This window comes from Roseateles noduli (assembly GCF_050626985.1).
Lineage (GTDB): Bacteria > Pseudomonadota > Gammaproteobacteria > Burkholderiales > Burkholderiaceae_C > Roseateles > Roseateles noduli_A.
This window is the reverse complement of record NZ_CP192463.1, coordinates 5,846,812-5,868,765: the sequence shown is the minus strand read 5'-3', so window position 1 is coordinate 5,868,765 and position 21,954 is coordinate 5,846,812. Positions and strand designations below refer to the sequence as shown.

The window sequence follows — 21,954 nt, the reverse complement described above, 5'->3', positions numbered from 1 at the left end:
CTGCCGGGCCGACTGCGGTGCATTGTGGAGAGCCGCGCCACGTCGTCCAAGTTATGGCCTGGACTAGCTGCTATTCAGTTCCGGCATGGCGATAGTGCCTCACTGCCACGACCGCGACCCTCACCCCTGCCCTCTCCCGCAAGCGGGAGAGGGGGAAAGAGGAACCGTCGCTGCGAGTGGCGCCGGTCGGACTCCCTCTCCCGCTTGCGGGAGAGGGTGGGGGTGAGGGCCAGCGGCGGTGGAAGTACTCAAGCGCGACCGTGTGTGATGACGTAGGCCGCGCGGTGCAGGTGCGCCATGAAGTGCCGCACCGCCGGCTTCACGGCCGCGTCGTTGCGCGCCATCGCGCCGAGCGTCAGGCGCAGCGGCGCTTCCTTCACGGGCACCACCTGCAGGAACTGCGCGGCGAACGGATGCGCCGCGATCTGCCGCGGCAGCAGGCCGACGCAGTTGCCGCTCGCGATCACGGACAGCAGCCCCAGCGTCGAATTGACCACCGCCCCGGCGGGCGGCGGCGGCAGGCCGTGGGTCTCGAAGAGCGTGCGCGCCAGCCCCGTCGCTTCGGTCGCACCGGTGTAAACCCAGCGCGCCTCGGCCAGGTCGGCGAGCTGCTTCGATCGCGCCAGCGCATTGCCCTTGCGCACGACGACCACCATGTCGATCGGCATCAGCGATTCGACCGTGCATTCGCCGCGCGGCAGCTGATCGGGCAAGGGGCCGAGCGCGATGTCCACCTCGCCCTTGCGCACGCGCGTGAGCTGCGCGATGTAGAGCTCCTCCACGATGCGCAGCTGGATGTCGGGGAACTCGGCGCCGAAGGTGCGCAGCGCCTCGGGCACCAGCAGCATCACCGCCAGCGGCACCGCGCCGATGGTCAGCGAACCCGTCATGCGGCCGCTCAGCTGCTGGATCTGATCGCGGGCATGGGAGAGCTCGCGGTCCGCGGCCAGCGCGCGCTCGTACAGGACCATGCCCTGCGCCGTCGCCAGCACGCCGGTCGTCGAGCGCAGCAGCAGCGTCGTCTCCAGCTCGCGTTCGAGCTCCCGGACCATCTTCGTCAGCGCCGGCTGCGACACCCCGACGCGACGCGCCGCCGATCGCAGGCTGCCTTCCTCCACCGCGGCGACGAGCGCCCTCAAGTTCGTGAGCTTCATGCGCCGGGATGATAACGATGGGTTATCGCGCCACGCTTCGCGGCATCTGCCAGATGCCGGCACCGATTCCTAGACTCCGCCCCGCATCGACTTGATCCGGATCAAGACCGATGGCCGAGAACACCGATGAAGCCGCGACAAAGCGGCGATGCGCGCGCTGAGACAGGGAACCAATCCCCTTCCCCACAGCAACGACAGGAGACAAGCGTGACACAACCTAGGGTTATCACCAGGGCGCTCGGGCTGATGCTCGCCGCGGCCCTTGGCGGGCTGGGCGGCTGCAACGGCAGCGAGGCCTCGCCCGCGGACACGACCACGCCGCCGGCGTCGGTCGAGCTGGCCGTCGTCAAGCCGACCGCCACCTGCGCCAGCCTGAGTTCGACCAACCTGGTCGACATCGGCGGCGTCGGCAGCACCATCACCTCCGCGACGGAAGGCAGCGTCGCGATCAACGGCAAGGACACGAAGTTCTGCACCGTCGAGGGCACGCTCGCGCCGGCCGTCGGCTTCCGCGTGCGGCTGCCGTTGGAGACCTGGACGCAGCGCACGCTGGACATCGGCTCCGGCGGCCTCTGCGGCTCGATCAGCGCGGCGGTCGATCCCGGCCAGGCCTACGGCTGCCCGCTGGTGCAGTCGGGCGGCTTCGTGCTCGCCTCGACCAACATGGGCCACACGAACGCCGAAACCACCTGGTCGCTGGATGCGCAGCGCCGCGTGGACTTCGCCTACCGCGCCGTCCACATCACCAATCTCGCCGCGAAGAAGCTGACCCTGGCCTTCTACGGCCAGGCGCCGAAGTACGCCTACTTCGTGGGCTGCTCCGACGGCGGGCGCGAAGGGCTGATGGCCGCGCAACGTTATCCGACGGACTACAACGGCATCGTCGTCGGCGCGCCGGCCTTCCTGTTCCAGACGCAGAACTCGCTGCTGCACGGCTGGGGATCTCGGGCCAACCGCGACAGCGGCCTGACCACCGGCAACATCGTGATGTACCCGGCCAAGGCGGCGGTGCTGCACAAGGCGGTCGTCGCCGCCTGCGACGCGCAGGACGGGCAGACCGACGGCCTGCTGAGCGATCCGCGCCTGTGCAGCTACGACCCGGCGACCCTCCAGTGCGCGGACGGCGCGACCGACACCAGCGCCTGCCTGACCGCGACCGAAGTGGCGTCGGCCCGCAAGTTCTACGCCGGACCGCGCGACGCCTCGACCAACCGGCGCGTGCTGGTGGGAACCTCGCAATACGGTTCGGAGCTGAACTGGTCCGGCGTCTTCGTGCCGGCCAACGACACGCCGACGACGCGCCTCGGGAGCGACAACTTTGTCAACGGCGCCCGCTCCGTGATCTTCACCGACGCGACGCCGCCGACGATCGACGAGCTCGACTTCAGCGAGGCCTTCTACGCCAAGCTGCGGCCCCGGCATCCGCTCAACGACGCGACCAACCCGGACCTCACCGCGTTCAAGGCCGCTGGCGGCAAGCTGATCCTGTGGCACGGCTGGGCGGATCAGCACATCTCGCCCCTCGGCACGATCGCGTACTACGAGGCGATGCAGAAGGTGCTCGGCCAGTCGACGATGGACGCGTTCATGCGCATGTACCTGGTGCCAGGTGTTGCGCACTGCGGCAACGGCGAGGGCCACGACAAGATGGACCTGGTCACCGCCGCGGTGAACTGGGTCGAGAAGGGCACCGCCCCCGACGGCATCACGACGAACCGCACCGACGCCGCCGGCGCCGCGACCGCGTCGCGCCCCGTGTACCCGTACCCCGCGCTGGCCAAGCTCAACAGCGGCGCCGACGCGACGCAGGCCGGGAACTACACCAAGGGTCCGGCGCTCTACACCTCGCAGGTCCCCGACTGGGCCGGCAGCGAGTTCTTCAATCCCTACGCGGCCGCGCCCCTCTGACCGTCCGGTCGCGCGCCACGCCCCCTCTCGGAAGTTCCATGGCCCGGATCATCGGCGGCATCGCCGCCTCGCACACCCCGACGATCGGTTTCGCGTTCGACCGCGACAAGCGCTCCGACCCGGCCTGGGCGCCGATCTTCGACGCCTTCGCGCCGGTCCAGGACTGGCTCGCGGCGCGCAAACCCGACGTGCTGCTGATGGTCTACAACGACCATGTCACCTCGTTCTTTTTCGACCATTACTCGGCGTTCTCGCTGGGGGTCGGAGAGCGCTGGACCGTGGCCGACGAGGGCGGCGGCGCGCGCGACCTGCCGCCGGTGGACGGGCATCCCGGACTGGCGGCGCACATCGGCCAGTCGCTGATGGCGGACGAGTTCGACATGTCCTTCTTCCAGGACAAGGCGCTCGACCACGGCTGCTTCTCTCCGCTGTCGGTGATGTGCCCGCACGAGCCGGCGTGGCCGGTGAAGCTGGTGCCGCTGCAGATGGGCGTGCTGCAATTTCCGATTCCGAGCGCGCGACGCTGCTACCGGCTCGGCCAGGCGTTGCGCCGCGCGATCGAGAGCTACCCCGAGGACTTGCGCGTCGCGATCGTCGCGACCGGCGGCCTGTCGCACCAGGTGCACGGCGAGCGCGCGGGCTTCAACAACCCCGCGTGGGACGCCCGGTTCCTGGACCTGCTCGAACAGGACCCCGAGGCGCTCGCAGATATGACCCACGCCGAGTACGCGACGCTGGGCGGCTTCGAAGGCTCGGAAGTGATCATGTGGCTGGTGATGCGCGGCGCGCTGGCGGCGCAGGTGACCTGCCTGCACCGCGCATACACGCTGCCGTCGATGACCGGCATCGCGACGGCGATCTTCGAGCCGGCGCAACAGGCCCGGCAGGCGCTGCCCGAGGGGATGCTCGATCGGCATCGCGCGCACATGGCGCGTCAGCTCGACGGCGTCGCCGCCCTGCCCGGCACCTATCCGTTCACCCTCGAACGCAGCGTCACCGCCTACCGGCTCAACCGTTTCCTGCATGCGCTGGTCGATCCCGCCGTGCGCCGCGACTTCCTCGCCGACGAGGAGACGTCGTTCGAACGCGCCGCGCTCAGCGACGAGGAACGCGACCTCGTGCGCCACCGCGACTGGATCGGGCTGATCCGGTACGGCGTCATCTTTTTCCTGCTCGAGAAGCTGGGCGCCGTGATCGGCGTCTCCAACCTGCACATCTACGCCGCGATGCGCGGCGAGACGCTCGACGCGTTCCAGGCGACCCGCAACGCACGGGTCCTCTATTCGGTCGCATCGGTGGCCTCCGCATCCGATGCCGCCGCTCCGCACCCATCCCCTTCCCCCAACCCAAGAGACGAGGAGACATCGTGAAGACAACAAGAAGACTTTCCGCGACGACGCTGATGGCCGCCGGCGCGCTGTGCGGCCTGGCGCACGCGCCGGTCCAGGCGCAGTCGCAGAGCTCGACCAACGTGCAGATCTACGGACTGCTCGACGTGCCGGTCGAGTACTTGAACAAGGTCGGCGCCAGTGGCGCCAGCCTCACGCGCATGCCGGGCCTGAGCGGCGGCTATGCACCGTCCCGACTGGGATTCCGCGGCACCGAGGATCTTGGCGACGGGCTCAAGGCCGTGTTCACGCTGGAGATGGGCATCGGCGCCGACAGCGGCACGCTCAACCAGGGCGGGCGCGCATGGGGCCGTCAGGCCTACGTCGGCTTGCAAGGCGGCTGGGGAACGATCAGCCTCGGGCGCCAGTACTCGATGCTGTTCTGGTCGCAGACCGATGCGGACATCCTCGGCCCGGCGATGTTCGGCTCCGGCTCGCTGGACAGCTACCTGCCGAATGCGCGCGTGGACAACGCGATCGCCTATCGCGGCCAGTTCAGCGGCTTCACCGTCGGCGCGACCTGGAGCCCCGGCCGCGACGCGGTCAACGCAGGTCCGAGCCCGTCGGGCACCAACTGCGCCGGCGAGAACGCCGCCGACAAGAACGCCTGCCGACAGTGGTCGGCCATGGTCAAGTACGACACGCCCGTGTGGGGCGCCTCAGCCGCGATCGACGAGATCCGCGGCGGCGCAGGCGCCTTCGCGGGTCTGACGAGCAGCGCGATGAAGGACCGCCGCAGCACGGTGGCGGGCTGGTTCAAGACCGGCGACTGGAAGCTCGCGGCGGGGCTGATCGCCCGCCGCAACGACGCCAGCGCCACGACGCCGAAGAGCAACCTCTGGTACGCCGGCGCGACCTGGTCACTGACCCCGAGTTGGGGACTCGACGCGCAGGTGTTCAAGCTGGACTACAAGAACAGCGCCAACGAGGCGACCTTGTGGGCCCTGCGCGGCACCTACTTCCTGTCCAAGCGCACGTCGGTCTACGCGACGGCGGGCCGCATCGACAACGACGGCACGCTCGCGCTGGGGGTGAGCAACGCCGCCGCGGCGGCGGGCAGCACGCCGGTGGCGGGCGGCTCGCAGACGGGGCTGGGCGTGGGCATCCGCCACGCCTTCTGAGGTCGATGGGAGACACGTGGTGAATACGACTTCGGTAGTGGACGTTCGCGCGTTCATCGACGGACGCGGGATGTCCTCGCGTCAATGGCTGACGCTGGCCCTGTGCTTCCTGGTGGTGGCGGCGGACGGCATGGACATGGCGATCATGGGCTTCCTAGCGCCCTCCATCCTGCAGGAGTGGGGCATCTCGAAGGCCGCCTTCGGCATGGTGATGAGCGCCGCGCCGATCGGCCTGGTGTTGGGCGCGATCTTCGCCGGGCCGACCTCCGATCGGATCGGCCGCAAGAAGGTGCTGGTGATCTCGGTGCTGGTCTTCGCGATCTTCACGCTGCTGGCGTCCCGGGCGCAGGGGCTGACGGAGCTGGTCGTGCTGCGCTTCCTCACCGGCATCGGCCTGGGCGCGGCGATGCCCAACACGACGACGCTGCTGTCGGAGTACGTGCCGGAGCGTTCCCGCTCGTTGATGGTGACGTTGATGTTCACCGGCTTCAACCTGGGCTCGGCGCTGGTCGGCTTCGTGGCGGCCGGGATGATCCCGCACTGGGGATGGCGCTCGGTGCTGGCCGTCGGCGGCGCGCTGCCGCTCGTGCTGGTGCCGCTGCTGATGGCGTGGCTGCCGGAGTCGTGCCGATTCATGGCGGTGCGCGGCGTCGCGGGCGCGCGCATCGCGGCGACGCTCGGCCGCGTCTGCGGCGAGCGCTTCGCGGCGCACACGCAGTTCGTCTCCAAGGAGCCCGAGGTGGCGGCCCGTACGCCGGTGCGGCTGCTGTTCTCGGCGGGCTACGGACGTCAGACGCTGGCGCTGTGGACCACCTACTTCATGGGCCTGCTCGTGATCTACCTGCTGACCGGCTGGCTGCCGACGCTGTTCAAGGAACAGGGGTTGAGCATCTCCCAGGCGGCGATGGTGACGGCGATGTTCCAGATCGGCGGCACAGCGGGCGGTGTCGTGGTCGGCTGGCTGATGGACCGGATGGGACCGACGCGGGTGATCAGCATCGCCTATGCGGGCGGCGCGCTGAGCGTGCTGCTGCTGGCGGCGATGGGGGCCGGCGTGAACGGCCTGGGGCTGCTGTCCGCGCTGGTGGGCTTCTGCATGAGCGGCGCGCAGACAGGGCTCAACGCCTACGCGCCCTCGTGCTATCCGACGATGGCGCGCGCGACCGGCGTGAGCTGGATGCTCGGCGTGGGTCGCTTCGGCAGCATCCTGGGATCGATGGTCGGCGGCGTGCTGCTGGGACTGGGGTGGAGCTTCGCAGGGATCCTCGCGCTGCTGGCGGTGCCGGCAGTGCTGGCCGCGGTGGCGGTGCGGGGCAGTGTGCTGCGCGAAACGGCGTGAGCATCGCGGATTGACGTCACGCCATCGCCGGCGTCATGCGAAGGGCCGTAGGATGCTGCATCCAAGATCCCTGGGCCCTTCAACCGATGAAGTTCTTCACCCCAGCGTGGCGGGATGCCGCCGGCGATCCCGACCTCGCTGTTTTCCGCCAGTACGAGAGCTACCTCGCGTCCGTCCGTCATCGGCTTCCCGCCGACCTCCTGCGCTTGTGGGACGACTACACACTGCACGACGCTCGAGTCGTGGCGGTCGACACGGACGTCCCAGGACAAAGGCTCTCGCTCGTGCTGAACGGTTGGGATCAACCGTTGCAACATCCGATGCGCTACGCGATGACGTTCATCGGCATCACTGCGGGCGGCACCCTGCCTGAAGGCGTCTCCATCGAAGAGCTGGAAGATCTCGGCTACGTCGAGATGGAGGCTCTCGATGTCGGCGTCGAGTTCCGCATGCTCTTCGTGTCGGGCATCGAATGGACCATTCGGTGCCAGGATGTCGCTGTCGAAACGATGACGCGTACGCGATGAATTCCTCCGCGCTCTCACCTCCGCGCCTTACCCTGGTGATGCTGATTGCTGCGCATCCGATCGCGGCTCACGCGCATGGCGATGCCCAGCTGTTGACGTTCGTCGTGGCCGCGGGGATGGTCGCCGGCATGCTGTCCGGGTGCTTGGCGGCTCTGGTGCGCCGGATCTCACGCGTGCCATGGCCGCTGTGGTTCCTGGTATATCTGGCGATCGGCGCATTGGCTGCTGCCCTCGCTGTCCAGGACATCGGCGGCGCGACGTTGTTCTTGGCCTTTGGAGGTCTTGGCGGTGTGCTGCCGTTCGTGGCCGCCTTCTACCTCGTGAAGGCGGTGTGCGACGCCACACGCAGACGGCTGAAGGCGCGCTCGCGAGCGCGCCGCGACTCGCGCGCATGAAGGCCAGATTCGCTCACGCCTTGAACGTCACCCACGGCCTGAGCTTCGCGACGCCTTCGATGAGCCCCGCGCTCGTCTGCGCATCGATGACGGGCCCGATCGGCTTGTAGGCCTCGGGCGCTTCCTCGATGCGGCGTTCCTCGCGCAGGGTCACGCATTGCCAGTCCGCATCACTGCGGTCGACGGCCTGCAGGCGTCGCGTCTCCTGGCGACGCATCCGCCGACCCGCGCCGTGGCTGCAGGACCAGAGCCAGTCTGGATGACCAAGCCCGCGCGCGACGTACGAACCGTCGCCCATCGAACCCGGAATCAGTGCGAGCTGCCCCTCGTGCGCCGGCGTCGATCCCTTGCGATGGATGTTCAGGCCGTGCTCGGCGAGCACGACGTTGTGGGGCACGTCCACGACCAGCCGCGAGCTGTCCGCACCGAACAGATCGGCCAGCTCCCGCCGCACCATCTCCGCCAGCACGACCCGGTTGGCCCACGCGTACCGGGCGGCGACGCCCATGGCCTCGAGGTACTCGCCGGCCAGCGGGCCCTCGAGGGCGTAGAGCTTGCTCTCCGGATGACGGACGCCGACGGGCCACGCGTCGCGAGCGCGATCCATCCAACGGGCGCCGACGTGGAAGCCCATGTCGCGCGAGCCGCTGTGGATCATGACGACGACGTCGCCCGCGCGCAGACCGTGCTCATACGCCGCGTGCCGATCGAGGATGCGATCGACGACCTGGAGCTCGACGAAGTGGTTGCCGCCGCCTGGCGTGCCGAGACAGGGATCCCGGAAGCGATCGCGCCCATCGACGAACGCATGGGGCGCGTGGCGCGAGTGCCCGCCGAGCCGGTCGAGTCCGACGCAGCGATCGACCTCCGCCACGAGCCGGTCGCGGTCGACGCCGGCCCACAGGCCTTCCGGCGCGATGCGGTCGAGGAAGGCCAGCGGCCCGTCATCGAACAGCGCCTTGAAGGCCTGCGTCGGCGTCGGGACGTTGCGGGCGTTCTCGAGCAGCACGGCCTTCAGCCGCGCGATGAGCGCGGACTGGCGAGGCGCCGCCTGCGCGAGCGAGAGCCCGGTCGTCACCAGCCGCATGCCGCAGTTGATGTCGGTGCCGATGGCGGCGGGGATGACGACGTCTTCCGGCGTCGCGACCACGGCGCCGACCGGCGCGATCGAACCGGGGTGGAAGTCGGGCGTCGCGCACGCGGCGCAGACGGCGGCATCGCCGCCGGGCGTCTTCACCGAGGCGAAGGCGAGCAGCTGCTTGACGGCCTTTTCCTCGAGCGGCAACGCGGCCGGCAGCAGGATGGTGGCTTGTGCGCTGTCGTTGCGGACGGTGTAGATGCCGTCCTCGAAGCGCAGGTCGATGTGCGAGCGCGCGAAGGCTCGCTGGAGTCGAAGGGAGTGAGACATGGTGCTGTGCTCTCCGGGGGCCGGAAGGCGCCCGAGGCCTGGAAGCCCAGGCGAAAAGGGACAACCGCCGGCGAGAAGCCGCGGCTGAGGACCTTTTCTGCAGCAGCAGTCAGGAAAGAGGGCGCGAGTCTAGCCGTCGACAGCGAGGCCCGCAAGGCCCGCGCGAGCGTTTGCGTTAAAGTCCCGCGCCCGTCGCCCGCAGCGTTCCGCTGGGCGCGAAGCGGGTTCAAGCAGGTTGTTCAGGGTCGAAGGGAAGCAGTTGTGGACGTGCAGGACACCGATGTCGTGATCATTGGCGCGGGCGCCGCGGGGCTGATGTGCGCCGCGCTGGCGGGCCAGCGCGGCCGCCGCGTGCTGCTGGTGGACCATGCCAACAAGGCCGGCAAGAAGATCCTCATGTCCGGCGGAGGCAACTGCAACTTCACCAACCTGTACACCGAGCCGGCCAACTTCCTCTCGGAGAACAAGCACTTCTGCAAGTCGGCGCTGGCGCGCTACACGCAGTGGGACTTCATCGCGCTGGTCAACAAGCATCAGATCCCGCACCACGAGAAGAAGCTCGGCCAGCTGTTCTGCGACAACAAGTCCATCGACATCCTGCGCATGCTGCTCGCCGAATGCGCCGAGGTCGGCGTCACGCCGATGCTCGACACCACCGTCGAGACGATCGAGAAGACCGAGTCGGGTTATGCGCTCACCACCACCGCAGGGCCGATGCGCTGCCAGTCGCTGGTGATCGCCACCGGCGGACTGTCGATTCCGACGATGGGCGCGACCGGCTTCGGCTACCAGGTCGCGAAGCAGTTCGGCCACACGCTGCTGCCGACGCGCGCCGGGCTGGTGCCGTTCACGATCACGGACCAGCTCAAGGACCTGTGCAACGAACTCAGCGGGACCTCGGTCGATTGCCTGGTCAGCTGCAACGGCAAGAGCTTCCGCGAGAACATCCTGTTCACGCACCGCGGCCTCAGCGGGCCGGCGATCCTGCAGATCTCGTCGTACTGGCTGCCGGGTCAGGCGGTGGAGATCAACCTGCTGCCCGACCTCGACGTGCCCGGCTGGCTCGCGCAGCAGCGCAACGATCGGCCCAATGCGGAGCTCAAGACGCTGCTGGCGGAGCTGTTCACGAAGAAGATGGCCACGCTGATCGGCGAGCAGTGGTTCGTGTCCAAGCCGATCAAGCAGTACACGCACGCGGAGCTGGAGCAAATCGCCCAGCGCCTGTCCGCATGGCAGGTCGTGCCTGCGGGCACCGAGGGCTACCGCACGGCGGAGGTCACGCTGGGCGGCATCGACACCAAGGAGGTGTCGTCCAAGACGATGGAATCGCTGAAGTCGCCGGGGCTGTACTTCATCGGCGAGGTGCTCGACGTCACCGGTCACCTGGGAGGCTTCAACTTCCAGTGGGCGTGGGCGTCGGCGAATGCGGCGGCGCAGTTCGTGTGAGGCTTGTGCGGTCCATCGCAATGACCTCTTGAGGTATTGCTTCGATCTGGTCGGTTCCCAAGATCGTCCCCTTCTCCCATGAACCTATGGCGATTTTTCCGCCGTCGGAAGAGAACTCCACTGAGCAGGGGTATGGGTCAATGTATCGGCCCACCAGCCTCAGGGACGAGCTATCAAAGACGGACAGCTGGCCTCGTTCGACACAGCAGAGGCGAGTGCCGTCGGGCGACCACCCGAGCGACCACGCGGTTCCACCGAACAGGATCGATCGCCGGCCGCAGCACCTGCCAGTGGATAGGTCGACGACTTGAAGCGACATTTCCGATGCGGTGTTCATCTGAATGACCGCCAGGCGACTTCCGTCGGGACTTGGCGTCGCCGCATTCACGTAGCCTGCGCCGACAGGCAGTTCAAGCTCCGAGTGGTCTTCGAACGGCCATCTGCGCAACATGATCTGGCTGAAGGGCAACGCGCTGTCGCGGTCCTTGCACTTGCGCTGTTTGACATAGGAATACAAGCTGCGCCGCGCATCACAAGCAAGAGCGTTGATCATCACGCCGGCGGACAGCTCCTGATGGACGACTTCCCCCGTCTCACCGTCGAGAACTCGAAGAGCCCCATCCCCCGAACCGTCGACGATGCGCGTTCCGCAAGGGGAGAACAAGGGCTGACAGCCCTCGCTCGTCTGGTCTGCTGGAAAGAGCGCGATGAGCTCGAGGTGAGCAGCGGACAGAATGGCTAGCCGACCGGCCGTGTTCTTGACAACAACCCGGTCGCCGCAAGGCGAGATGTCCAAATACGCTGGGTGCGCGAACGGGCGGATCGACCCAACGCGCTGTCTCTCCCGAAGGCTCCACACGACGATGTCGCGACCCACCGCAATGACGTGATCCCCGTCTGCCGTGAAGCGGAGCTGGAAGCTTTTGCCGACGCGAATGAGTCTCGATGGTGGTGTTGAGTCAGACATGGCGGCAAGCATATCCGCCCGCATGACAACGACTGCGAACCTCCATACAGATTCCAGTTGTCGCCACTCGCAAACCTACACGTATGGGGTCGCAGGCTCGCCACGAATCACTCACGTTTTGCTTGATCAACGTCGCCCTTGATTGATCGCAAGAACCGCATCGAACTTCCCAAGAAACATGTCCGCCCTGCTGCTCCAAGGGCCGACCCATCATGCTCAGTTCGACTGCGGAGGAAGAACCGCGTTCCTCCTGCGACGCCATCGACTTCACTCAGGTGCCCATCACCGAACACCTCGAAGTCGTTCGCCCCCACCATCAGTTCAAAGGCGTATCCTGCCGCGGTCGCCCTTGGGACCTCTCACATCTCGATCCCTTCGCATTCCGCGTCGATCCGGGCCTCGGTTTCGAGGTCACCGTCGTCGTGGTCTTCTCGTCCCATTGCTTCACACACTCGCTCTCGCGTGACGGCCGCGCGCGACACGAGATTCCATTGGACGAACTGTTCGACGATGGCCGCGAGGTGCGCGTGCTTTGCGAAGAACGCTTCGAGCTTTCGCAACGCCGTCTTCCCGCATTGATCCGGGAACTTCGAAGCCGTGCCATCCAGATCGCACGAGAAGACCCTCAGAACTTCACGACGTCAGAGGAGCTCGAAGCTGCTGGCAACCAGCCGCGCCACTACGTCGTTTTCTTCGAGGTCTTCCGGGACAAGAAGCGCAAGCGGCGCCTGCTTCTCCACGTTCAGTCGGCGTACGCGAAGGAACTATTCGACCATCGCCGGCGTGAACGACGCAGGGTCTCCATTCTCACAATCCTGAAGGCGACTGGATTGGGTCGAAAGGTCAAAGCCTGACGCTGGCAACAAGGGCCAGAAAGACAGACGGCCCCCGAAGGGGCCGCCGCGCTGCGGGGTTCTCTATCGCGGAGACCGCGAACTCCCATTCCAGCTGGGACCCGATGACTCGGGCGGCACTACCTTTTTCACCCCACCACAATGTAGATCTTGAGCTCCGAAGTTTATCGGCACCGACACTCACTCGCAAGATTTCCACACGACAACCGTCAAGGTGCCACGTGTTGCCTTGTCACACGGCCCGGCGAAGATCTCCGGCTTTCACGCATCGAGGCTCGCCATGCGAACGACCGCCCTGCTGCTCGCCATCTGCGCGTTCTGCGCGACGTCCGCCCACGCGCAAACGCCCGCCCACGCAACACCCGGCACCTCGCTCAAGGCGGCCGCCTGCGTCGAAACCGACCGCATGATGGACTGGCGCGAGATCACCTGCACCCTCCCCGCCGGCGCGGCGCCCAAGCGCTTCAGCTTCCGCGCGATGTTCACCGGCGGGCATGACGACACCTCGGCCAGCATCGCGCCGGAGCTCGACGGTCAGCCGTTCGCGTGCGGCGAGGGCAGCAAGCTCAGCCTGTTCGGCGAAGACGGCAACGTCAGCCTGTTCTGCCAGTTCGACCGATCCGCCCTCCCCGCCGCCGCCGCGCGGCTCAAGGTGCTGATCAAGTGGAGCCACGCCGAGTTCGCCGACTACGAGTTCAGCGGCGAGTGACCCCGTCCCGCTCGCCCGGGAGTGACGAATAGCCGGGTACCCTGCCTCCCGTTCCAATCGACGCATCGTCGACCAGGGAGAGTTCATGACGAAGACGACCCGATTTACCGGCGCGCTGCCCCTCCGGCGCCGGACCTTGATCTCTGCCGGCGTGGCCGGCTGGATGACCACCGCGCCGGTCCTCAATGTCGCCGTTGCAGCGACCGCGACCGCGACAGCCTCTTTCGGCGCCGCCGATTTCGACGCCTGGGCCGAGCGCATCGCCGCCGCCCGCATGAAGCGCCTGCCCGAACATGCCACCCGCATGCAGTACTTCGAGGGCCCGACGCAGGACCGGCTCGACGGCCAGTGGAACGACCTCTCGCGCGCCTCCGAGCTGGCCGACGTCGCCCGCGACCGGCAGGCGCTGGCGGAGCTCGCCCGCTTCCCGCGCGAGGCGTTGACGCCGACGCAGCGCACCTCCGCCGCGCTCATGGCGTGGACGATGCAGCAGGACGTGGCCGGCGCGGCCTTCCTCGATCATCACTACGTCTTCGAGCACATGGACGGCGTGCACGTCGGCCCGATCACCTTCCTCGTGCAGGAGCACCCGATGCGCCACGCGCGGGACGTGCGCAGCTACCTGACACGGATGGCAGGCCTGGCCGCGCTGATGGACCAGGGCATCGCCCGCGCCCGCGCGTCGCAGGCCAAGGGCGTGCTGATGCCGCGCTTCATCACGGCGACGACGATCGGCCAGATCGAGCAGTTCGTGGCCGCGCCCCCCGCGGCCAATCCGCTGGTGATCTCGCTGACCGAGCGCATGGCCGGCCTGGCCGACATGAGCGACGACGCCCGCAAGCGCGCTCGCGCGCAGGCCGAGGCCATCATCGCGAAGTCGGTCGTCCCGGCGTGGAAGCGCGGCCTGGCGCTGATGCGCGCGCAACTGCCGCTGACCACCGACGATGCCGGCGTCTGGCGCCTGCCCGACGGCGACAAGTTCTATGCCGCCCGCCTGCGCGAGAACACGACGACCGCACTCACGCCGGCCGAGATCCACGCGATCGGCCTGAAGCAGGTCGCCCGCATCGAGGGCGAGATGGACGGCCTGCTGCGGCAGCTCGGCTACGCGGACGGCTCGATCGAGCAGCGCTATCGCAAGATGGACGCCGACCGCCAGCCCAAGGACGCCGCGCCGCAGGGCCAGCTGCTGGACCGCTACACCACCTACCTGCGCGACGCCGAGGCGCGCGCCCGCCTGATCTTCGACGTGATGCCGAAGGCGCCCGTCGAGGTCCGCCGCGAGCCCGCGCTGACCGAGCCCACCGCCGCCGCGCACTACACGACGCCGGCGCCGGACGGCTCGCAGCCGGGCGTGTTCTGGGCGCCGCTCGCAGGGCCGACCTACGAGATCGCCGACATGCGGACGCTGGTCCACCACGAAGCGATCCCGGGACACCACTTCCAGCTCGCGATCCAGATGGAGGCGAAGGACCTGCCCTACTTCCGTCGCCGCGCCGCATTCACGGCGGGCTCGGCCTACGTGGAGGGCTGGGCGCTCTACTCGGAGCAGCTGGCCGTCGAGAACGGCTGGTACGAGGGCGACCCGGTCGGACACCTCGGCCAGCTCTACGGCGCGCTGTTCCGCGCGCGGCGCCTGGTCGTCGACACCGGCCTGCATGCGATGAAGTGGACCCGCCAGCAGGCGATCGACTACGGCATCACGCCGCAGGAGGTCGACCGCTACGTCACGTGGCCAGGGCAGGCCTGCGCGTACATGCTGGGCCGTCTGCGCATCGAGGCGCTGCGCGAGAAGGCCCGCCAGCAGTTGGGCGACCGCTTCGAGATCAAGCAGTTCCACAACGTCGTGCTGCTGACCGGCGACGTGCCGTTGACGGTGCTGGAACAGGTGGTCGACGCATGGGTCGACAGCCGCCGCAGCGCGGGCTCGGGGTCGGCCAACGCGGCGCCCTGAGCGATCACGCCCGCCCCGTCGCCAGGGGTGCGTGGCGGGCCATCAAGGTCTCGATCCAGTCCATGAACACGCGCAGCTTCGCGCTGACGTGGCGGTTGGGGGGATAGGCAAGGTACATCGGCATCGGGTCCATCGCCCAGTCGGTGAGCAGCGGCACGAGCTCGCCGCGCGCCGCGTGCGGATCGGCCATGTAGCGCGGCAACCAGAGCACGCCCATGCCGGCGAGCCCCGCCGCCAGGTAGGCGTTGCCGTCGTCGGCGGCCACCACGTAGCGACCGCGCACCTCGACGACCTCGTCGCCGCGCCGCATCTCCATCGATCCCACCGTGCCCTTGCTGGCCCGCAGGAACCCGACGATGCGGTGGTGGGGTTCCTCGATCTCGCGCGGATGCGCGGGCGTCCCCGCGACCGCCAGGTAGCCGGGCGATGCGAAGACGCCCAGCTGCAGATCGCCGACCCGTCGCGCGATCAACGACGGCACGGTGACCTCGCCGCCGCGCAGCACGGCATCGACGTTGTCGCCGATCACATCGACGATGCGGTCGCTGACGCCCATGTCGAGCTGGATCTCCGGATGGCGCGCGTGGAAGTCCGGCAGCGCCGGCATCAGCACCATGCGCGCGAACGGGGTCGGCACGTCGACGCGCAGCCGGCCGCGCGGCGAGCTGGTCGCATCGGACAAGGCCGTGTCCGCGTCATCGAGCTCGGCCAGCACGCGCACCACGCGCTCGTAGTACGCGGCGCCGTCGGGCGTCACGCGGACCTGCCGCGTCGTGCGATGCAGCAGCTTCACGCGCAGCCGCGCTTCCAGCTGCTGCACCAGCTGCGTCACGGTGGTCTTGCTCATGTGCAGCGTCTGGGCCGCCTTGGTGAAGCTGCCCGCCTCCACCACGCGGGCGAAGGCCTGCAGCGCGTCGAATCGGTCCATGTCGCCGGAGGGTCTGGTGTTGTCGAGCGGTCATTGTGCGGCTTGCCTGCACGAAGGCCGGCGCTTCCAGCGCTCCACAACGCGATGCGCATCACACCGTCGGGCGACGGCTGCGCGGTCGCCTTCGTCCTGCTGCGCATGCCGGGTGTGACCGACGAGGCCTTCGAGAACGACGCGGCGCATGTGGCGCGCGATCTGGGGACGCTCAAGGCGTTGGTGGAGAAACGGAAGACTTGATGGCCCCCGTGATCGACTGTTCCAAGGTCGGGCCTCGCGCCAGGCGTCGCGTGAGCCGCATCCGGCACCGGCCCGGATGGCGGCGACGGGCCGCCGGCGTTAGATTCATGCATCCAGTGCCCGGAGACCACCGCCATGCGTCCATCCCTCGCTGCCGCCATCGGCGCGCTGATCGTCGTCTCGCTGTCGCCGCTCGGATCCTTGCCGGCGCGCGCCGAGGACGCCCAGCTGGAACGTCTGAACTGGCTCGCCGGCTGCTGGGCCGCGGAGAAGGGCGAGCCCGGCTCCGTCGAGCACTGGCTGCCGCTGGCCGGCGGCACGATGCTGGGCATCGGCCGCACGGTGAAGAACGGCCGCACCGTCGAGCACGAGTTCCTGCAGATCCGGCTGAACGCCGACGGCAAGGTCGTCTACGTCGCGCTGCCGTCGCGGCAGAAGGAAGCCACCTTCGTCGCGACGTCGATCGGCGATCGCGCGGTCACCTTCGAGAACCCCGAGCACGACTTCCCGCAGCGCATCCTCTACAAGGCCGTCGGCGAGACGGGCCTCGCCGCGCGCATCGAAGGGCAGCGCAACGGCGCCACGCGGGGCATCGACTTCCCGATGAAGCGCGTGGCCTGCGACGCAGCGAAGTCGCCGTGAGGCGGAAGGAGCCCCCGTCATGGACCAATTCACCGGCGGCTGTCTCTGCGGCGATGTCCGCCTCGTCGCGACCGGCCGTCCCTACCGGGTCGGCCTGTGCCACTGCCTCGACTGCCGCAAGCATCACGGGGCGCTCTTCGGCGCCTCCGCGATCTTTGCGCAGGACGCCGTCACGGTCACCGGCGAGACCCGCGATTTCCGTGGCCGGCACTTCTGCCCCCGCTGCGGATCGTCGGTGTACTCCCGGACCGGCGACGAGGTCGAAGTGCATCTCGGCGCGCTCGACGCGCCGGACCAGCTGACGCCGACCTACGAGCTCTGGACCGTCCGGCGCGAGGCCTGGCTGCCGCCCTTCCCGTTCATCCGTCACTACGAGCGCGACCGCGAATCGGAGAGCCGTTCCGAGGACCCGTGAACAGGCCTCACGCGGCCGGGGCATCCTCCCGCATGGAGGATTCAACCCACCATCGATCGCCCAGATACCCCATCCAGCGGGCGCCGCGCCCGCACCGGGGACGGGAGGGCGTCGTGAACATCCAAACACAGCCGCGCCCACGGCTCGTGGGATCGTCTGCGTGGCGGCCACCTCGCCGCTGACGCGCGGGCTGGACGTGCGCCTGCTGCAGCTGGCGCTCTCCGACGCCGGCGAGCCGGTGAAGGCCGACGGCGTGTTCGGGGACCAGTCCGCGAAGTCGCTGGCACGGGTCCAGTCGGCCCGTGGGAAACCGGCCAGCGGTGCCGCCGATCCGGCGCTGGTCGTGGAACTGGTGCAGCCGGTCTTCGGCTGAAGGCAACGCAAGTGCCGGAGGCGCTGGAGACAACGCCAATGGCGCCGATGGCGTCGGAACTCCCCGTTCCGAACGTCCGGCCGGCTGCCTGCCCGGGCGGACATCGCAAACACTCATGAAGCCGATCCGGGATCCGTGCTTCAATCGGGCACTGCCACACGCGCCCCCAGCCCTCGAATGCTCATGGACCTGCCGCTCGAATCGAAGAGCGGAACGCTCGCCGACCAGTTCCTCCGCAGCACTTTCGTGCAAGGCCGCGCTTCCATCGACTATCAGCTCTACGTCCCACCGGGTGACAGCGCCGAACCACGCCCGTTGCTGGTGATGCTGCACGGGTGCGGACAGGACCCGGACGACTTCGCCGTCGGCACGCGCATGAACGAGATGGCGCGTCGCAACGGCTGGCTGGTGCTGTACCCGGCGCAGTCGGCGCAGGCCAATCCGCAAGGCTGCTGGAACTGGTTCAAGTCCAATCACCAGGAGCGCGGACGCGGTGAGCCCGCCCTGATCGCCGCCCTGACGCAGGAGGTCATGGCCAGCCACAGCGTCGACGCGAAGCGCGTCTACATCGCGGGCCTCTCGGCCGGCGGCGCGATGGCCGTCATCCTCGGGCGCGCCTATCCCGAACTCTTCGCCGCCGTCGGCGTGCATTCCGGCCTGCCGCATGGCGCCGTCGACGACGCCAGCGGCGCGATGGCGATGATGCGCAGCGGACAGCCCACGCGCCTGCCCGCGGACGGCGTGACGGCCGAGGCGACGGGCAACGCCGATCGCCCCACGCCGACCATCGTCTTCCACGGCACGCGCGACATGACCGTCCACCCGCTCAACGGCGAGCAGGTCTACGCCGACGCCACGTCCGGCGTGGCCGGCGTCCAGCGCGTCGAGAACGGCCGTGAAGGCACGCGGGCCTACACCCGCCGCACGCATGTGACGCCACAGGGGCGCGTGCACGCCGAACTCTGGTTGATCGAGGGCGGCGGACACGGCTGGTCCGGCGGCGACCAGAGCGGCTCCTACACCGACTGGCTGGGCCCCGACGCGAGCGACCAGATGCTGTGTTTCTTCATGGCACACCCGCTGGGCGACAATCGTGCATGACCCGCACCGATCCCACCGGCGCTGCTGCACCCGCGCAGCCGCCGGCGGCGCCTAGCGCCACTTCCTTCGACAGCCTGCCCCTGCCGCCCGCGATGCGGGCGAACCTGCAGCAGCTCGGCTACCTCTCGATGACGCCCATCCAGGCCGCCAGCCTGCCGCTCGCGCTGGCCGGCAAGGACCTGATCGCGCAGGCGAAGACGGGCAGCGGCAAGACCGCCGCGTTCTCGCTGCCGCTGCTGGCCAACCTGAATCCGCGCCGCTTCGCCGTGCAGGCGCTGGTGCTGTGCCCGACGCGCGAGCTCGCCGAACAGGTGACGCAGGAGATCCGCCGCCTGGCGCGCGCCGAGGACAACATCAAGATCCTGACGCTGTGCGGCGGCGCGCCGATCCGCAACCAGCTCGCGAGCCTGTCGCACGGCGCGCACATCGTCGTCGGCACGCCGGGCCGCATCCTGGACCACCTGCAGCGCGAGACGCTCACGCTGGAGGCGCTGAACACGCTGGTGCTGGACGAGGCCGATCGCATGCTCGACATGGGCTTCGCCGAGGACATCGCGCAGGTGATCGCGAACTGCCCGAAGACGCGCCAGACGCTGCTGTTCTCCGCCACCTATCCGGACGGCGTGAAGTCCATCGCGACGCGCTTCATGCGCACGCCGCAGGAAGTGACGCTCACCGAGAAGCACGCCGCCGGCAAGATCCGCCAGCGCTTCTACGAGGTGAAGGAGAACGAGCGCCTGCATGCCGTCGGCCTGCTGCTCAACCACTTCCGCCCGGCCAGCACGCTGGCCTTCTGCAACACCAAGCAGCAGTGCCGCGACCTCGTCGCCGTGCTGCAGGCCGAGGGCATCGTCGCGCTGGAGCTGCACGGCGACCTCGACCAGCGCGACCGCGACCAGGTGCTGGTGCAATTCGCCAACCGCAGCTGCAGCGTGCTCGTGGCGACCGACGTGGCGGCGCGCGGACTGGACATCGCGCAGCTGGAAGCGGTCATCAACGTCGACATCACACCTGACCCTGAAGTGCACGTGCATCGCGTCGGTCGCACCGGCCGCGCGGACGAGGCGGGCTGGGCGTTCAGCCTCGCCAGCCTCGACGAGATGGGTCGCGTCGGCCGCATCGACCAGATGCAGGGCAGCGTCACGCCGTGGCATCCGCTGACCGAGCTCACCACCGAGCCCGGCGCCGAGCCGCTGCATCCGCCGATGGTCACGCTGCAGATCCTGGGCGGCCGCAAGGAGAAGATCCGTCCGGGCGACGTGCTGGGCGCGCTGACCAAGGACCTCGGATTCGACGGCGCGCAGATCGGCAAGATCAACGTCAACGAGTTCTCGACCTACGTCGCCGTCGAGCGCGGCATCGCCGACCAGGCGCTGCGCAAGCTCAACGCCGGCAAGGTGAAGGGCAAGTCGGTGAAGGTGCGCCTGCTGTGAGCACGGAGAACACCTTCGCCGCGCTGGGCCTGGCGCCGCGCCTCGTGCGCGCCGCCGACGAGCTCGGCTTCGAAGTGCCGACCCCGATCCAGGTGGCCGCGATGCCGCCGATCATCGAAGGCCGCGACCTGCTGGGCTCGGCGGCGACGGGCTCCGGCAAGACGGCGGCCTTCGTCTTCCCGATGCTGCATCGCATCGATGCCCGCGTCCGGCCCGCGCTGCGTCGCACGCAGGCGCTGGTGCTGGTGCCCACGCGCGAACTCGCTGCCCAGGTCGGCGAGACGGTGATCCAGGTCGGACGTTTCCTCGACGAGCCGCTGAAGGTCTCGGTGCTGTACGGCGGCGTGTCGATCAATCCGCAGATGATGGCGCTGCGTGGCGGCGCGGACATCGTCGTCGCGACGCCGGGTCGGCTGCTGGACATCGTCGAGAAGAATGCGCTCAAGCTCTCCGACGTGGAGTGCCTGGTGCTGGACGAGGCCGATCGGCTGCTCGACGCCGGCTTCGCCGACGAGCTGGCGCGGGTGCTGGCGCTGCTGCCGAAGCGTCGACAGAACCTGCTGTTCTCCGCCACCTTCCCGGCGGCGGTGCAGACGCTGGCGGACCAGCTGCTGCACGACCCGGTGCGCATCGAGGTCAGCGGCGAGCCGGCCACCGAAGGCCAGATCGAGGAACACGCGGTCGAGGTCGACGCCGCAAAGCGCACGCCGCTGCTGCGTCACATGATCGAGCAGGGCGAGTGGTCGCGCGTGCTCGTCTTCGTCGCGACGCGCTACGCCTGCGATCACGTGGCCGACAAGCTGCGCCGGAACGGCCTGGAGGCCGCGGCCTTCCACGGCGATGCGAGCCAAGGGGCGCGCACGCGCACGCTGGCGGACTTCAAGGCCGGTCGGATCCGGGTGCTCGTCGCCACCGACCTCGGCGCGCGCGGCATCGACATCGCGCGGCTGCCGGTGGTGGTGAACTACGACCTGCCGCGCTCCGCGGACGACTACACGCACCGCATCGGCCGCACCGCGCGCGCCGGCGCGAGCGGACTCGCGGTGAGCTTCATCAGCGCGGCCACGGAAGCGCACTTCCGCCTGATCGAGAAGCGCCAGGGCCGCCGCGTCGAGCGCGAGCGGATCGCTGGCTTCGAGCCGACCGAGATCGCCACGCCCGAGGCCGCCACCGGCGGCGTCAAGGGCAGGCGGCCGAGCAAGAAGGACAAGCTGCGCGCAGCGGCTGCCGCAGCGGGCAAGTGACGGTCGAGCCTCCTGGACGGAGGCTCGCTCAAGCTTCGACGATGACCTCGAAGCCCCCGAAGATCATGCGCTGGCCGTCGAAGGGCATGTCCTTCGGATCATGGTTCATGCGCGGGTCTTCCATCGCCTTCTTCATCCCTTCATCGCGCACCTGGCGCGACGGCCAGACGATCCACGAGAACACCACCGTCTCGTCCGGCTTGCGCTGCACGGCCATCGGGAACGAGGTCACCTTGCCCTCGGGGACGTCGTCGCCCCAGCACTCGATGACGCTGAGCGCGCCGTGGTCCTTGAACACCGCCGAGGCGTCCTGCGCCAGCTGGCGATAGGCCTCGCGCTTGGCGGTCGGCACGGCGAGCACGAATCCATCCACGTAGTCCATTGCGGTTCTCCGGTTGTTGACGCGGCCCA

General features: G+C 68.8%; 22 protein-coding genes. 17 read left to right on the top strand and 5 right to left on the bottom strand.

Annotated elements, in window-relative coordinates:
* Nucleotides 1-248: 248 nt before the first annotated feature.
* Entirely contained in the window at nucleotides 249-1,154 is a 906-nt protein-coding gene (locus ACQ4L4_RS25625; RefSeq protein ID WP_431101604.1) for a LysR family transcriptional regulator, read from the bottom strand.
* A gap of 207 nt (nucleotides 1,155-1,361) precedes the next feature.
* Here ACQ4L4_RS25625 and ACQ4L4_RS25620 point away from each other — a divergent pair, with 207 nt between their 5' ends.
* From ACQ4L4_RS25620 to ACQ4L4_RS25595, 6 genes are all read left to right on the top strand, one after another.
* A complete protein-coding gene (locus ACQ4L4_RS25620) occupies nucleotides 1,362-3,062 on the top strand; it encodes a tannase/feruloyl esterase family alpha/beta hydrolase (RefSeq protein WP_431101603.1) in 1,701 nt (566 codons plus the stop codon).
* A 38-nt stretch (nucleotides 3,063-3,100) separates the two neighbouring features.
* A complete protein-coding gene (locus ACQ4L4_RS25615) occupies nucleotides 3,101-4,432 on the top strand; it encodes a gallate dioxygenase (protein ID WP_431101602.1) in 1,332 nt (443 codons plus the stop codon).
* A gap of 32 nt (nucleotides 4,433-4,464) precedes the next feature.
* Nucleotides 4,465-5,571: a porin gene (locus tag ACQ4L4_RS25610; protein ID WP_431105014.1), complete on the top strand. Its 1,107-nt coding sequence runs from the start codon at nucleotides 4,465-4,467 to the stop codon at nucleotides 5,569-5,571.
* Nucleotides 5,572-5,590: 19 nt separating this feature from the next.
* Nucleotides 5,591-6,910: an MFS transporter gene (locus ACQ4L4_RS25605; RefSeq protein ID WP_431101601.1), complete on the top strand. Its 1,320-nt coding sequence runs from the start codon at nucleotides 5,591-5,593 to the stop codon at nucleotides 6,908-6,910.
* Between the two features lie 86 nt (nucleotides 6,911-6,996).
* Nucleotides 6,997-7,437, top strand: coding sequence for a DUF4085 family protein (locus ACQ4L4_RS25600; RefSeq protein ID WP_431101600.1), 441 nt, complete (start codon nucleotides 6,997-6,999; stop codon nucleotides 7,435-7,437).
* Nucleotides 7,434-7,832 (top strand): hypothetical protein, encoded by a 399-nt coding sequence (locus tag ACQ4L4_RS25595; protein WP_431101599.1) that lies wholly within the window; start codon nucleotides 7,434-7,436, stop codon nucleotides 7,830-7,832. Before ACQ4L4_RS25600 ends, ACQ4L4_RS25595 begins: the two co-directional genes overlap by 4 nt.
* Before the next feature lie 13 nt (nucleotides 7,833-7,845).
* On the opposite strand, the gene ACQ4L4_RS25590 is transcribed toward ACQ4L4_RS25595, so the two are convergent.
* Nucleotides 7,846-9,240, bottom strand: a complete 1,395-nt coding sequence (locus ACQ4L4_RS25590) for an RtcB family protein (protein ID WP_431101598.1) — start codon at nucleotides 9,238-9,240, stop codon at nucleotides 7,846-7,848.
* 267 nt (nucleotides 9,241-9,507) lie between these two features.
* Here ACQ4L4_RS25590 and ACQ4L4_RS25585 point away from each other — a divergent pair, with 267 nt between their 5' ends.
* The gene (locus ACQ4L4_RS25585; protein ID WP_431101597.1) at nucleotides 9,508-10,686 is read left to right on the top strand and encodes an NAD(P)/FAD-dependent oxidoreductase; all 1,179 of its coding nucleotides are present in this window, start codon (nucleotides 9,508-9,510) and stop codon (nucleotides 10,684-10,686) included.
* Here ACQ4L4_RS25585 and ACQ4L4_RS25580 read toward each other — a convergent pair.
* Nucleotides 10,634-11,665, bottom strand: a complete 1,032-nt coding sequence (locus ACQ4L4_RS25580; protein ID WP_431101596.1) for a WD40 repeat domain-containing protein — start codon at nucleotides 11,663-11,665, stop codon at nucleotides 10,634-10,636. The two genes, ACQ4L4_RS25585 and ACQ4L4_RS25580, sit on opposite strands and share 53 nt — an antisense overlap.
* A gap of 200 nt (nucleotides 11,666-11,865) precedes the next feature.
* Between ACQ4L4_RS25580 and ACQ4L4_RS25575 the strand changes: the two genes are divergently transcribed.
* The 3 genes from ACQ4L4_RS25575 (at nucleotide 11,866) to ACQ4L4_RS25565 (ending at nucleotide 15,170) form a co-directional block, all read left to right on the top strand.
* Nucleotides 11,866-12,507, top strand: coding sequence for a hypothetical protein (locus ACQ4L4_RS25575; RefSeq protein ID WP_431101595.1), 642 nt, complete (start codon nucleotides 11,866-11,868; stop codon nucleotides 12,505-12,507).
* 280 nt (nucleotides 12,508-12,787) lie between these two features.
* Nucleotides 12,788-13,216: a hypothetical protein gene (locus tag ACQ4L4_RS25570; protein ID WP_431101594.1), complete on the top strand. Its 429-nt coding sequence runs from the start codon at nucleotides 12,788-12,790 to the stop codon at nucleotides 13,214-13,216.
* Nucleotides 13,217-13,301: 85 nt separating this feature from the next.
* The gene (locus tag ACQ4L4_RS25565) at nucleotides 13,302-15,170 is read left to right on the top strand and encodes a DUF885 domain-containing protein (RefSeq protein WP_431101593.1); all 1,869 of its coding nucleotides are present in this window, start codon (nucleotides 13,302-13,304) and stop codon (nucleotides 15,168-15,170) included.
* A gap of 4 nt (nucleotides 15,171-15,174) precedes the next feature.
* Here ACQ4L4_RS25565 and ACQ4L4_RS25560 read toward each other — a convergent pair whose 3' ends face one another.
* The gene (locus ACQ4L4_RS25560) at nucleotides 15,175-16,098 is read right to left on the bottom strand and encodes a LysR substrate-binding domain-containing protein (protein WP_431101592.1); all 924 of its coding nucleotides are present in this window, start codon (nucleotides 16,096-16,098) and stop codon (nucleotides 15,175-15,177) included.
* 84 nt (nucleotides 16,099-16,182) lie between these two features.
* On the opposite strand from ACQ4L4_RS25560, the gene ACQ4L4_RS25555 reads away from it, so the two are divergent.
* The 7 genes from ACQ4L4_RS25555 (at nucleotide 16,183) to ACQ4L4_RS25525 (ending at nucleotide 21,543) form a co-directional block, all read left to right on the top strand.
* Complete coding sequence (locus ACQ4L4_RS25555) at nucleotides 16,183-16,335, top strand: hypothetical protein (protein ID WP_431101591.1); 153 nt, start codon at nucleotides 16,183-16,185, stop codon at nucleotides 16,333-16,335.
* A 135-nt stretch (nucleotides 16,336-16,470) separates the two neighbouring features.
* Nucleotides 16,471-16,977 (top strand): DUF6265 family protein, encoded by a 507-nt coding sequence (locus ACQ4L4_RS25550; protein ID WP_431101590.1) that lies wholly within the window; start codon nucleotides 16,471-16,473, stop codon nucleotides 16,975-16,977.
* Between the two features lie 19 nt (nucleotides 16,978-16,996).
* Nucleotides 16,997-17,392 carry a GFA family protein gene (locus tag ACQ4L4_RS25545; protein WP_431101589.1) on the top strand — a complete coding sequence of 132 codons (396 nt, stop codon included), beginning with the start codon at nucleotides 16,997-16,999 and terminating at the stop codon, nucleotides 17,390-17,392.
* A 160-nt stretch (nucleotides 17,393-17,552) separates the two neighbouring features.
* Entirely contained in the window at nucleotides 17,553-17,765 is a 213-nt protein-coding gene (locus ACQ4L4_RS25540; RefSeq protein WP_431101588.1) for a peptidoglycan-binding domain-containing protein, read from the top strand.
* A gap of 183 nt (nucleotides 17,766-17,948) precedes the next feature.
* Nucleotides 17,949-18,866: an extracellular catalytic domain type 1 short-chain-length polyhydroxyalkanoate depolymerase gene (locus ACQ4L4_RS25535; protein WP_431101587.1), complete on the top strand. Its 918-nt coding sequence runs from the start codon at nucleotides 17,949-17,951 to the stop codon at nucleotides 18,864-18,866.
* Nucleotides 18,863-20,299 carry an ATP-dependent RNA helicase DbpA gene (gene dbpA / locus ACQ4L4_RS25530; protein WP_431101586.1) on the top strand — a complete coding sequence of 479 codons (1,437 nt, stop codon included), beginning with the start codon at nucleotides 18,863-18,865 and terminating at the stop codon, nucleotides 20,297-20,299. The genes ACQ4L4_RS25535 and dbpA overlap by 4 nt, the downstream gene beginning before the upstream one ends.
* Nucleotides 20,296-21,543 carry a DEAD/DEAH box helicase gene (locus ACQ4L4_RS25525; RefSeq protein ID WP_431101585.1) on the top strand — a complete coding sequence of 416 codons (1,248 nt, stop codon included), beginning with the start codon at nucleotides 20,296-20,298 and terminating at the stop codon, nucleotides 21,541-21,543. The genes dbpA and ACQ4L4_RS25525 overlap by 4 nt, the downstream gene beginning before the upstream one ends.
* A 28-nt stretch (nucleotides 21,544-21,571) precedes the next feature.
* Here ACQ4L4_RS25525 and ACQ4L4_RS25520 read toward each other — a convergent pair whose 3' ends face one another.
* Nucleotides 21,572-21,925 (bottom strand): DUF1428 domain-containing protein, encoded by a 354-nt coding sequence (locus ACQ4L4_RS25520; protein ID WP_431101584.1) that lies wholly within the window; start codon nucleotides 21,923-21,925, stop codon nucleotides 21,572-21,574.
* Nucleotides 21,926-21,954: the final 29 nt, after the last annotated feature.